This window comes from Streptomyces sp. NBC_00190, from assembly GCF_036203305.1.
Taxonomy (GTDB): domain Bacteria; phylum Actinomycetota; class Actinomycetes; order Streptomycetales; family Streptomycetaceae; genus Streptomyces.
In genome coordinates this window covers 4067200-4079839 of record NZ_CP108131.1, presented here as the reverse complement: position 1 = coordinate 4079839, position 12640 = coordinate 4067200, and the positions used below count along the sequence as shown (strand labels likewise).

Sequence of the window (12640 nt, the reverse complement as noted above, 5' to 3'; positions counted from 1 at the left end):
CCGGCCACGGCATCGCTCAACGGTCCACTGTCTCACTCGTGCCGGACCCCTCGGTGCTTTGCGGTCCGGTGTCCGGGGACTCGTCACTCGGCTGCGTGCTCTCCTCGGCGGCCGCGCGGGCCGCGACGCGCTTGCGGCTCGCGTACATCTTGATGCCCGCGAGGACCAGGAGGAGCACACCGCCGGCGATGACGAGCATGACAGTGGGGGTGACCTCGGTGGCATTCACGGTGAACTTGCGTTCCTTGCCGTAAGGGGCGCCGTCCTTGGTGAAGAGCTGCGCGGTGACCTCGACGGGGCCGCTCGCGGTCGCGTTGGCGGGGAACTTGACGGTCTGGGTGTGGTCGCCCTGGACGGTGACCTGCTGTTCCGCCTCGCCCTTGTCGCCGAACATCAGGCGGGTGGGGTTGGCGGACTTCACCCGCAGGACGAGGTTGTGGACGTCCTGGACGAGGCTGTTCTGGACGCTCACCGGGATGGTGGCGCTGTGTCCGGACAGGGTGGCGTCGGACTTCGGGATGACCTTGACCTTCTCGGTGAGACCGATCAGGTAGTTCTGGACTTGGTCCCGGTAGAGGTCGGCCTCGGCGGGGTGGCCGCGCCAGGAGGTGGACATCTCCCGGTTGGTCGTGTTGCCGAAGGGGATCTCGACGCGGTCGGGTGCGGCGAGGATCACCTTGAAGTGATCGAGGGTGTTCTGGGTGGTGCGGACCTTCTCGAAGGCCGTGACGGCGAGCTCCTGCTTGCGCAGGGCCTCGGGGTACTGGCCGGCGCCCGGCACCTGGGTGGCGGCCGCGGGGTCGGGCTTGGCGGCCGCTGCGGCTTCGAGGTCCCCGGGCTGGGTCCAGCGGCCCGCCTGGAGGGCGCGGACGGCCCGGGCCATAGTCTCCACCTGGCTGGCGGTGGGCATCCGCTGCGGGGCGACGACGAAGCTGCGCTGCTCGTCGGTGTGCTGCAGGTTCAGGGCGAGGGTGTGGGCGAGGAACCGCTGCTCGGCGAGGGTGGAGTTCCCGGCGTTCAGCATGTCGCCCTCGAACGCCGTGGAGAGCTCCGCGTCCGCGACGACGGCGGTGGCGCCCGCGCCGATGGGGCGGGCGGCCGAGGGGGTGTACCCGAGGGCTCCGCTCTCCGAGAGGCTGTCGCTGCGGGTGAGGATGTTGTGGGCGCCGGCCGAGGTGGCGACGTTGACGATCGAGGGGTCGATCGCGCCGTCCAGGGGCCAGGAGAAGTCGGTGGACGCGGGGACGTGCAGGACCGTCTCGACGGCCTGCTTCGCCTTGTCGGTGGCGGGCCGCAGCTGGCCCAGGGTGCCCGAGACGTCCTTGCCGTGGTGGGCGAGGGAGGCCAGATCGGGGTCGGCGAAGGGAAGGGCGACGACCTTCTTGCCCTGGACGGCGGCTTCCAGGGAGCTCAGCCACTGCTCGGCGACGGCCTTGTTCTTGCCCTGTACGGGCTTGCCGCCCGGGACGCGGACCCGGTAGCCCTTGGTCATCGCGTCGACCGTGTACAGCAGGTCGGGGTCGATCACCCAGGTGATGGGCAGTTCCTTGCCGAGCGCGACCATCCGTTCCAGACGGCCGCCCGGCTTCAGCTCGTCGGCGAGGGAGTCGTCGAGGAACACGGGGGTCTGGGTCTCGTCCGAGCCGGTCTCCGCGGTCACATGGGTGGTGGAGATCAGCGGCCACACGTACGTGAGCTGGGAGCGCTTGGCGGCGGCCTCAGGCTGCCAGGGGAGGAAGGTCCGCTTGATGCCGAGGACCTGCTCGGAGGGGCGGCTCTCGGTCACGCCGGACAGGGAGACGCCGAGCTGGTAGACGCCGTCCTTGTCCAGGTCCAGCTTGTTCACCGGGACCGTGAGGCTGAACTGGCGGCCGACCTTGGAGGGCAGCGAGTCGATCTTCACGGCGTAGGCGGGGTCGATCTCCCCGGGGTCCGTGCCGGCCCGGAAGCCGGTGCGCTCCGCCGCCTCGTCTATCGAGGACCGGTCCGCGAGGAGGGGGCCGACCCGCAGGCCCACGTGGGCGTCGTTGATCGTCTCGGAGCTGTTGTTGACCACGGTGCCGGAGATGGTCAGGGTGTCGCTCTTGACCGGGGCGGCGGGGGTCATCGAGGTCAGCTGGATGTCGACGGAGGCCGCCTGCGCGGCCTGGGCCTTGGGGGCGGGAGAGTAGACGAGAGCGGCCATCACCGGCGTCCCGGCGAGCAGGACGACTGCGCGCCGCAGCCATCGGCGCCGGGCAGGGGCGGGTGAGGCCCCCAGGATGTCTGCCGCCTCGGCCACGCGCTAGCCCGTCCCTCGAAGTGTCAGTGGTCGTCGTCTGTGCGTCCACGAATGGTAACGAGGACCGCCGTGCGCGAGTGCCGCACCTTGCTCCACATGATCGGCGCAGCCCGGGGACGGCCGTGTACCGGGGTCGCCGAAAACGCGGAAGCCCGCGCCGGGCGGGGCACGTACCCTTTTCTGTTGTGCCGAACGCCAACGAAGACAACCTCAGTGCCCTGAATCACGTGCAGCGCCGGGCGGTGAGTGAACTGCTGCGGGTCGCCCCTGTCGCCGACGAGCTCGGCCGCCGTTTCCAGGAGGCGGGCTTCCGCCTCGCCCTGGTCGGCGGGTCCGTCCGCGACGCGCTGCTCGGGCGTCTCGGCAATGACCTGGACTTCACCACCGATGCCCGCCCCGAGGACGTTTTGAAGATCGTCCGCCCGTGGGCCGACTCGCTGTGGGACGTCGGCATCGCCTTCGGCACCGTCGGGGCGCAGAAGCACGCCCGTGTCGGAGACGTCGACCGGAACTTCCAGATCGAGGTGACCACCTACCGCTCGGAGGCTTACGACCGCACGTCGCGCAAGCCCGAGGTCTCCTACGGCGACTCGATCGAGGAAGACCTGGTCCGGCGCGACTTCACGGTCAACGCCATGGCGCTGGCCCTGCCGGAGCAGCGGTTCATCGACCCGCACGGCGGTCTGGAGGACCTGGCCGCCGGTGTGCTGCGCACCCCCGGGACCCCGGAGGACTCGTTCTCCGACGATCCGCTGCGCATGCTGCGGGCGGCGCGGTTCGCCGCGCAGCTGGACTTCGAGGTCGCTCCCGAGGTCGTCGAGGCGATGAAGGCCATGTCCGACCGGATCGAGATCGTCTCGGCAGAGCGGGTGCAGGGCGAGCTGAACAAGCTGATCCTCTCCGCGAACCCGCGCAAGGGCCTGGGCCTGCTCGTGGACACCGGGCTGGCCGACCGGATCCTGCCCGAGCTGCCCGCGCTGCGGCTGGAGCGTGACGAGCACCACCGCCACAAGGACGTCTACGACCATTCGCTGATCGTGCTGGAGCAGGCGATCGCGCTGGAGGAGGACGGGCCGGACCTGGTGCTGCGGCTCGCGGCACTGCTGCACGACATCGGGAAGCCCCGTACCCGCCGCTTCGAGAGCGACGGCAGGGTCTCCTTCCACCACCACGAGGTGGTGGGCGCGAAGATGACCAAGAAGCGCCTGACCGCTCTGAAGTACTCCAACGACATGATCAAGGACGTGTCCCGGCTGGTGGAGCTGCACCTGCGCTTCCACGGCTACGGGGACGGCGAGTGGACCGATTCCGCGGTGCGGCGCTACGTCCGCGACGCCGGTCCGCTGCTGGAGCGCCTGCACAAGCTGACCCGGTCCGACTGCACCACGCGCAACAAGCGCAAGGCCAACGCCCTCTCCCGTACCTACGACGGGCTTGAGGAGCGCATCGCACAGCTGCAGGAGCAGGAGGAGCTCGACGCGATCCGGCCCGACCTGGACGGCAACGAGATCATGCAGGTGCTGGAGGTCGGCCCCGGCCCGGTGATCGGGAAGGCGTACGCGTTCCTGCTGGAGCTGAGGCTGGAGAACGGCCCGATGGGGCGCGATGCCGCTGTCGCCGCGCTCAAGGAGTGGTGGGCCGCTCAGGCCTGACGCAGGGCGTCCGGGTCGATGTTTCACGTGAAACATCGACCCATCGACCCGGACGCATGGGGCGGCGGAGCCCGCGGCTACCGCTTGGAGGCGCCCCCGGTGAATCGTCGGCTCTGCCGTGCCAGCAGCGCAGCGGTGGCTGCGTAGAGGGCGGCCACGGAGAGGATCAGGGCCGCGGACCGCCCGTCCGGCGGGAGCATGAGCGAGGCCACCGCCGCGGCGCCGACGAAGGCGACGTTGAAGAGCACGTCGTAGAGGGAGAAGACACGGCCGCGGTAGTCGTCGTCCACGCGGGACTGGACGACCGTGTCGGTGGAGATCTTGGCGCCCTGGGTGGCGAGGCCGAGGACGAACGCGGCGATCACCATCGGGCCGGGGGCGAAGAACAGGCCGAGCGCCGGGACCAGGACCGCGGCTCCCGCTGAGCAGGCGGTGATCCAGCCCAACGGTCCCAATCGGCCCACGAGCGAGGGAGTGATCACGGCAGCCGTGAAGAACCCGGCCCCGGAGACACCGACCGCGACGCCCAGGAGAGCCAGTCCGTCCGACTCGTTGTCCGACCAGGAGAAGCGGCAGAGCGTGAGCAGCATCACGAACAGCGCTCCGTAGCAGAACCGCATCATGGTCATCGCGGTGAGCGCCCGGACGGCCTCCCGACGGGTGGCCAGGTGCCGCAGGCCTTCGGCCATGCCCCGGACGGTGAGGGCGATCCCCTCGGCGACCGAAGGGTTGAGCCGGCCAGGAGGGTGGTCGGGCCCGAGCAGGCCGACGGCCAGCCGCAGGGACACGAGGGCCGAGCACAGGTACAGCCCGGCCCCGAGGAGGACGACGACGGCGTTGGAGTCGGAGGCCAGCAGCCGGACGACGAAGGCCAGCCCTCCGCCGACGGTCGCGGCGAGGGTTCCGGCGGTGGGGAACAGTGCGTTCGCGGTGACCAGCTGCCCGGGGCCGACGACGTGGGGCAGGGACGCGGAGAGCCCCGCCAGGACGAAGCGGTTGACGGCGGTCACGGACAGTGCCGAGGCGTAGAACAGCCAGTCGGGCACGTTCGCGACGATCAGCATGCCGGTGATGCAGGCGAGGAACGCGCGCAGCAGGTTGCCGTAGAGGAAGACCTGGCGGCGGCGCCAGCGGTCGAGGAGCACCCCGGCGAAGGGGCCGATCACCGAATACGGCAGCAGCAGGACCGCCATGGCCGAGGCGATGGCCGCGGGCGAGGTCTGCTTCTCCGGTGAGAAGACCACGTAGGTGGCGAGCGCGACCTGGTAGACGCCGTCCGCGGCCTGGGAGAGCAGCCGTACGGCGAGCAGGTTGCGGAAGTCCCTCAGGCGCAGGAGTACGCGCAGATCACGTACGACAGGCATGAGGGCAAGGGTCACATACGCGGAGGGTCCCCGGGCACATTGCCCGGGGACCCTCCGCGGAAGAACAGCCGAAGCCCAGGTGTCATCGACGACCTTGGGGGCTCGACTAGCGCTCGACCTCGCCCTTGATGAACTTCTCGACGTTCGCGTAGGCCTCGTCGTCGAAGTACTGCACCGGCGGGGACTTCATGAAGTAGCTGGACGCCGACAGGATCGGGCCGCCGATACCGCGGTCCTTGGCGATCTTGGCGGCACGCAGGGCGTCGATGATGACACCGGCGGAGTTCGGGGAGTCCCACACCTCGAGCTTGTACTCGAGGTTCAGCGGGACATCGCCGAAGGCGCGGCCCTCAAGGCGGACGTAGGCCCACTTGCGGTCGTCGAGCCAGGCGACGTAGTCGGACGGGCCGATGTGGACGTTCTTCTCGCCGAGCTCACGGTCGGGGATCTGCGAGGTGACGGCCTGCGTCTTGGAGATCTTCTTCGACTCCAGGCGGTCGCGCTCCAGCATGTTCTTGAAGTCCATGTTGCCGCCGACGTTGAGCTGCATGGTGCGCTCAAGACGGACACCGCGGTCCTCGAACAGCTTCGCCATCACGCGGTGCGTGATGGTGGCGCCGACCTGCGACTTGATGTCGTCGCCGACGATCGGGACACCGGCCTCGGTGAACTTGTCGGCCCACTCCTTGGTGCCGGCGATGAAGACCGGGAGGGCGTTGACGAAGGCGACCTTGGCGTCGATGGCGCACTGGGCGTAGAACTTCGCCGCGTCCTCGGAACCGACCGGCAGGTAGCAGATCAGGACGTCGACCTGGCGGTCCTTGAGGATCTGGACCACGTCGACCGGAGCCTCGGCGGACTCCTCGATGGTCATGCGGTAGTACTTGCCCAGGCCGTCGTAGGTGTGGCCGCGCTGCACGGTCACGCCGGCGTTCGGGACGTCGCAGATCTTGATGGTGTTGTTCTCGCTGGCGCCGATGGCGTCCGAAAGGTCGAGGCCGACCTTCTTCGCGTCGACGTCGAACGCGGCGACGAACTCGATGTCACGCACGTGGTAGTCGCCGAACTGGACGTGCATCAGCCCGGGGACCTTGGCCGCCGGGTCGGCGTCCTTGTAGTACTCGACGCCCTGCACCAGCGAGGCGGCGCAGTTGCCCACGCCGACGATGGCTACGCGAACCGAACCCATTCCGGTTGCTCCCTGTTTGTTCTCGGACGAGGTCTGCGAGATGCAGGCCTCATTTTGCAGTTTCGTCGGACGGACCGGGTCGCCTGCGATCCCGTCCAGCCCGCTCGCTCTCGATGAGCTCGTTCAGCCAGCGCACTTCGCGCTCCACGGACTCCATGCCGTGCCGCTGCAGCTCAAGCGTGTAGTCGTCGAGGCGTTCCCGCGTGCGGACCAGTGAGGCGCGCATCTTCTCCAGGCGCTCCTCGAGTCGGCTGCGGCGGCCCTCCAGTACCCGCATGCGTACGTCTCGCTCGGTCTGGCCGAAGAAGGCGAAGCGGGCGGCGAAGGACTCGTCCTCCCAGGTGTCGGGGCCGGTGTGGGAGAGGAGCTCTTCGAAATGCTCCTTACCCGCGGCCGTCAACCGGTAGACGATCTTGGCGCGGCGCCCTGCGAGTGAAGCGGCGAGCGCGTCTTCCGGGGCGTTGCCCGGCTCCTCGATCAACCAGCCGTTGGCGACCAGCGTCTTGAGGCAGGGGTAGAGCGTCCCGTAGCTGAAGGCCCTGAACACTCCCAGTGAGGTGTTGAGCCGCTTGCGCAGCTCGTACCCGTGCATGGGGGATTCGCGAAGCAGGCCGAGGACGGCGAATTCGAGGATGCCTGAGCGCCTGCTCATCCGCCTGCCTCTCTTCCGACTCTGAGTCTTTATACCGAGCTGATGTATCGACTCGATACATCCAGACGATAGAACGGTGCGCGTCCGGCGACAAGGGGTGACATGGTGACCGGCGTCACATCGCGAATTCGTGCCAGGCAAGTTGCCCGTTTTGGGGTGAACTTCGGCACTGGTTAGGTTTTGACCGTGCGTAGTCTGTGCGCCATGACACCGGGGGAACCGGAATTCATTTGCCGCTTCCAGGCCACTCGCCTGCCCGAGGAGTAGTCGTTCGATGAGCGAGCACCGCCGCAAACCGCCGCAGCCCCAAGGTGGCGGGCGAGCTTCGGCCCGCCGGGCCGCCCAGCCGCGCCCCGGCCGGGGCGCCGATGCCCGGCGTGACGTCCCCACGGCGTCACCCAGTGGGCCCCATGCCGAGCGGCCCCCCCAGGGCAGCCGCGCCGACACCCGCCGGTCCGCGCAGAGAGGGCCCGCGGGCCCCGGAAGGGGCTCGGGCAGAGCCGCTCGCGGCACGGGCCGCCCGGACAAGCGCCTCATCAACTACCCGCGGTCCGACAGGGACGGCTGGAAGCGCTTCGTACCGTCCTGGAAGTTCGTCTCCGGCACGGTCCTGGGCTTCTTCGCGGTCATCATCGCCGGGGCCGGCATCGGCATCGCGATGGTCAACAAGCCCGACGAGAACAAAGCGGCCCAGGCGCAGAACAACGTCTTCTACTGGGCCAACGGCGAGCAGATGGTCGCGACCGGCGGGTCGATGAACCGGCAGATCGTGCCCATCGACAAGATCCCCCGGTCGATGAGGGACGCCGTGATCGCCGCGGAGAACGAGTCCTTCGAGACGGACAAGGGCGTCGACCCGATGGGCATCGCCCGGGCCGTCTACAACATGGCCACGGGCGGCTCCACCCAGGGCGGCTCGACCATCACCCAGCAGTACGTGAAGAACACCTACCTGGACTCCGAGCAGACGCTCAAGCGGAAGGTCACCGAGCTCTTCATCGCGATAAAGCTGGGTGTCTCCGAGGAGAAGGACAAGGTCCTCGCGGGCTACCTCAACACCGCGTACTACGGTCGCGACGCTTACGGGATCCAGGCCGCGGCCCGCGCCTACTTCGGCAAGGACTGCCAGGACCTGAACCCGTCCGAGAGCGCCTTCCTGGCCTCGGTGCTCAAGGGCCCCAACCTGTACAACCCCGACGGCGGCATCGGGTCCGCGGCCACCCCCGTCCTCAACGAGGACCGTGCCCGGAAGCGCTGGGCCTGGGTGCTCGACCGCGAGGTCGAGGTGGGCCGGATGGACAAGACCGAGCGGGCCACGTACAAGGAGTTCCCCGCCCGGGTCGAGTCGGAGCAGGCCCGCGCCATGTCCGGCCAGATCGGCTACCTGGTCGAGACGGCCAAGCAGTACGTGATGAAGACCAAGGGCATCACGCCGGAGCAGATGGCCCTAGGCGGCTACCAGATCAAGACCACCTTCGAGAAGCCCAGGGTCGACGCCCTGGTCAAGTCCGTCGAGGACACCCGCAACGACTTCCTCGACGAGAAGAAGCGCCCCGACCTGGACACCTTCGTGCAGTTCGGCGCCGCCTCCGTCGATGTGAAGACCGGGGCGATCGTCGCCCTGTACGGCGGTGCCGGCATGGACAAGAAGCACTTCAGCAACAACGCCAACACCACTGGTGTCCCGGTCGGCTCGACCTGGAAGCCGTACGTCCTGGCGGCGGCGATGGAGTACGGCACCCAGAACTCGAACGGCCAGGGACTGTCGGCCAACAGCAAGTACATGGCCGACGACCTCACGGTGATCAAGAACCGTCAGGGCAAGCCCCTGCTGGACAACTCCGGCAAGCCGTTCCGGCAGAAGAACGAGAGCTCCGCCGCCTTCGGCTACGTCACCCTCAACGAGGCGATGGAGAAGTCCATCAACGTGCCGTTCGCGCAGCTCGTCTTCGACGTGGGCCACACCAAGGTCCGCGACGTGGCCAAGTCCACCGGCATCCTCAAGGAGACGATGAGCCCCGGCGACGACGCCTCCTTCGCCCTGGGTACCTCGACGCCCAGCGCCATCCGGATGGCCGACTCGTACGCCACCTTCGCCGGGTCCGGCACGCACCACGAGCCCTACTCCGTGACCGAGGTCATGAAGAACGGCGAGAAGCTGTCCGGCTTCGAGGCGCCCAAGGCCGAACGGGCGCTGGACAACGCCGTCGCGGACAACGTCACCAAGGTCCTGGAGAACGTCGTCGAGAACGGCACCGGCAAGAAGGCCAAGGCTCTGGGCCGGCCCGCCGCGGGCAAGACCGGCACCACCGACCAGAACAAGTCGGCGTGGTTCGTCGGATACACCCCGGAGCTGTCGACCGCCGTCACCCTCTTCCGCACCGACCCGAACTCGGCCGACAAGAAGCTGATGTCCATGAACGGCGTGGGTGGCACCGACTCCATCCACGGTGGTGACATCCCGACCGTGATCTGGACCGAGTACATGCGCGAGGCGCTCAAGGGCGCCCCGGTCAAGCAGTTCCCCGAGCCCGAGGAGATCGGTGTGGTGGCCGACTCGGCCGGCGCGCCCTCCCCCACCCCCTCGGCCCCTGTGGTGCCTTCCACGTCTCCGTCGCCGTCTCCGTCGAGTTCCCCGTCCCCGTCCCCGTCCCCGTCCAAGGGCGGCAAGCCGTCGTGCAAGCCGTCGTGGGAGCTGTACTGCGACCCGAACACCACCGGCGGGAACAACAACGGGGGAACGAATTCCGGGGTCATCGGAGGCGCCGACGGCGGAGCCAGCGGATCACCGTCCCCGACGCCCACCGGAAGACCCGGTCGCCCGGGCGGCACCACGGGTTGGCCGACCGGCATGGCGGCCAACTGACCGCGGACCGAGTGCCCGAGTGATCGAGTAAGGGAAGGCCGTCGCACAGGGTGCGACGGCCTTCCCCCATGTCCGGCCCGGTACGGCAGGATGAGCCCATGACCAAGGTGCACGAGGACCACCCCGTACTGCCCACGCAGCAGGACGAGGTCGCCGCGGCGGGCAGTGAGTTCATCGGCGGCCCGCTCGGCCGCTACGCCCGGCTGGGAGGGCACTGGCTGGGACCGGTGCGCGTGGTGGCCCTGATCGCCATCGGCATGTTCGCGCTGGGCATGGTGCAGAAGCTGCCCTGCTACGACTGGGCGTGGTTCCGCGGGGCCGGCTCGCAGTACACCCACGCCTGCTACTCGGACATCCCGCACCTCTACGCGGTACGCGGCTTCGCCGACAACCTGACGCCCTACTTCGACCGGCTCCCCGGCGACATGGAGTACCTGGAGTACCCCGTCCTCACCGGGCTGTTCATGGAGATCGCCTCCTGGCTGACCCCGGGCAGCGGCTCCATGCAGCACCGCGAGCAGATGTACTGGATGGTCAACGCGGGCATGCTGATGGCCTGCGCGGCCGTCATCGCGGTGTGCGTCGCACGGACCCACCGCCGCCGGCCCTGGGACGCCCTGCTCTTCGCCCTCGCACCGGCCTTCGCGCTCACCGCGACGATCAACTGGGACCTGCTGGCCATCGCCCTGACCGCCGCCGGGATGCTCATGTGGTCCAGGGGCCGCACGGTGCTCTTCGGCGTCTTCATCGGCCTGGCCACCGCCGCGAAGCTCTATCCCGTGCTGCTGCTCGGGGTGCTGTTCGTGCTCTGCTGGCGGGCCGGGAAGTGGCGGGCCTTCGGCGCCGCCGCCCTCGGCGCGGCCGGGGCGTGGCTCCTGGTGAACCTGCCCGTCATGCTCTTCGCCTGGGACGGCTGGACGAAGTTCTACACCTTCAGCCAAGAGCGCCCCATCGACTTCGGCTCCGTGTGGCTGCTGATCTCCCAGCGCTCGGGCAACCCGCTGGAGGACGCCAACACGTACGCCACGGGGCTGACGCTCCTGCTGTGCGGGGCCATCGGCCTGCTGACCCTGACCGCGCCCCGGCGCCCCCGGTTCGCGCAGCTGGCCTTCCTGGTCGTCGCCGCCTTCATCCTGTGCAACAAGGTCTACTCGCCGCAGTACGTGCTGTGGCTCATCCCGCTCGCGGCGCTGGCCCGGCCGCGCTGGCGGGACTTCCTGATCTGGCAGGCCACCGAGGTCGTCTACTTCCTCGGGATCTGGTTCTACCTGGCCTACACGAGCAGCGGCGACAAGCACCAGGGCCTGCCCGTGGAGGGCTACCAGCTGGCGATCACTGCCCACCTGCTGGGCACCCTCTACCTGTGCGCGGTCATCGTCCGCGACATCCTGATGCCCGAACGGGACGTCGTGCGCCGGGACGGCTCGGACGACCCCTCCGGCGGGGTCCTGGACGGTGCCCGGGACGTGTTCGTGCTGTCGGACGCGGCGAGGGCGCCGCGGTACGCGACGCCCTCGGACGGACAGCGGGTCGACTGGGGCACGCACCCCGAGGACTGACCCCGTGTGCCGGCCCTGGACCGGCACACGGCTGTCAGGCGTCGAGCACCCGGTCGAACTGCGTGGTGGTGTGGCGCAGGTGCGCCACGAGCTCGTCGCCGACCTTCGGCTCGGTCGCGTCCGACGGCACGAACAGGATCGACACCTGCATGTGCGGCGGCTCCGCGAACCAGCGCTGCTTGCCCGCCCACACGAACGGCGACAGGTTCCGGTTGACCGTGGCCAGGCCCGCCCGGGCGACGCCCTTGGCACGCGGCATCACGCCGTGGAGGGCCTTGGGGGCCTCCAGGCCCACGCCGTGCGAGGTTCCGCCGGCCACGACGACCAGCCAGCCGTCGGACGCGGCCTTCTGCTGGCGGTAGCCGAAGCGGTCGCCCTTGGCCACGCGCGTGACGTCGAGGACCGCGCCGCGGTACTCGGTCGCGTCGTGGTCGCCCAGCCACAGGCGCGTGCCGATGCGGGCGCGGAAGCGGGTCTGCGGGAACTGCTGCTGAAGCCGCGCCAGCTCCTCGGCCCGCAGGTGGCTGACGAACATGGTGTGCAGCGGCAGCCGGGCCGCGCGCAGCCGGTCCATCCAGCCGATGACCTCCTCGACGGCGTCCGAGCCGTCGGGGCGGTCCAGCGGCAGGTGCAGGGCGAAGCCCTCCAGCCGGACGTCCTCGATCGCCGCGTGCAGCTGTCCCAGGTCCTGCTCGGAGATGCCGTGGCGGCGCATCGAGCTCATGCACTCGATGACCACGCGGGCACCGACCAGGCCGCGGACCCCGTCCAGCGAGGACACCGATCGGATGACCCGGTCGGGCAGCGGCACCGGCTCCTCGCCCCGCCGGAACGGGGTCAGGACGAGCAGGTCGCCGCCGAAGAAGTCCTTGATGCTGGCGGCCTCGTACGTGGTCCCGACGGCCAGGACGTCGGCGCCCAGCCGGGTCGCCTCCTCGCACAGCCGCTCGTGGCCGAAGCCGTAGCCGTTGCCCTTGCAGACCGGGATCATCCCGGGGAACTGGTCCTGGATCTGCTTCTGGTGCGCACGCCAGCGCGCGGTGTCGACGTAGAGCGTGAGCGCCATGCCCGTCCGGA

At 69.3% G+C, this 12640-nt stretch carries 7 protein-coding genes and 1 pseudogene; 3 read left to right on the top strand and 5 right to left on the bottom strand.

All coding sequences use genetic code 11. The features are described from left to right. Positions 1 to 16: 16 nt before the first annotated feature. Positions 17 to 2281 (bottom strand): DUF6049 family protein, encoded by a 2265-nt coding sequence (locus OG429_RS19600; RefSeq protein WP_328926591.1) that lies wholly within the window; start codon positions 2279 to 2281, stop codon positions 17 to 19. Between the two features lie 185 nt (positions 2282 to 2466). Between OG429_RS19600 and OG429_RS19595 the strand changes: the two genes are divergently transcribed. Then, positions 2467 to 3933, top strand: coding sequence for a CCA tRNA nucleotidyltransferase (locus tag OG429_RS19595; protein ID WP_328926590.1), 1467 nt, complete (start codon positions 2467 to 2469; stop codon positions 3931 to 3933). Between the two features lie 77 nt (positions 3934 to 4010). Here OG429_RS19595 and OG429_RS19590 read toward each other — a convergent pair whose 3' ends face one another. The 3 genes and pseudogenes from OG429_RS19590 to OG429_RS19580 form a co-directional block, all read right to left on the bottom strand. Beyond that, entirely contained in the window at positions 4011 to 5297 is a 1287-nt protein-coding gene (locus OG429_RS19590; RefSeq protein WP_328926589.1) for an MFS transporter, read from the bottom strand. Between the two features lie 106 nt (positions 5298 to 5403). Continuing rightward, positions 5404 to 6486 carry an inositol-3-phosphate synthase gene (locus OG429_RS19585; protein ID WP_328926588.1) on the bottom strand — a complete coding sequence of 361 codons (1083 nt, stop codon included), beginning with the start codon at positions 6484 to 6486 and terminating at the stop codon, positions 5404 to 5406. Between the two features lie 52 nt (positions 6487 to 6538). Further along, a pseudogene (locus tag OG429_RS19580) lies at positions 6539 to 7138 on the bottom strand (helix-turn-helix transcriptional regulator); the annotation flags it as partial. 274 nt (positions 7139 to 7412) lie between these two features. Here OG429_RS19580 and OG429_RS19575 point away from each other — a divergent pair. Both OG429_RS19575 and OG429_RS19570 read left to right on the top strand, forming a co-directional pair. Continuing rightward, positions 7413 to 10004, top strand: coding sequence for a transglycosylase domain-containing protein (locus tag OG429_RS19575; protein WP_328926587.1), 2592 nt, complete (start codon positions 7413 to 7415; stop codon positions 10002 to 10004). Positions 10005 to 10102: 98 nt separating this feature from the next. Next, entirely contained in the window at positions 10103 to 11563 is a 1461-nt protein-coding gene (locus OG429_RS19570; protein ID WP_328926586.1) for a glycosyltransferase family 87 protein, read from the top strand. 34 nt (positions 11564 to 11597) lie between these two features. Here OG429_RS19570 and OG429_RS19565 read toward each other — a convergent pair whose 3' ends face one another. Continuing rightward, positions 11598 to 12629 carry an alanine racemase gene (locus OG429_RS19565; protein WP_328926585.1) on the bottom strand — a complete coding sequence of 344 codons (1032 nt, stop codon included), beginning with the start codon at positions 12627 to 12629 and terminating at the stop codon, positions 11598 to 11600. Positions 12630 to 12640: the final 11 nt, after the last annotated feature.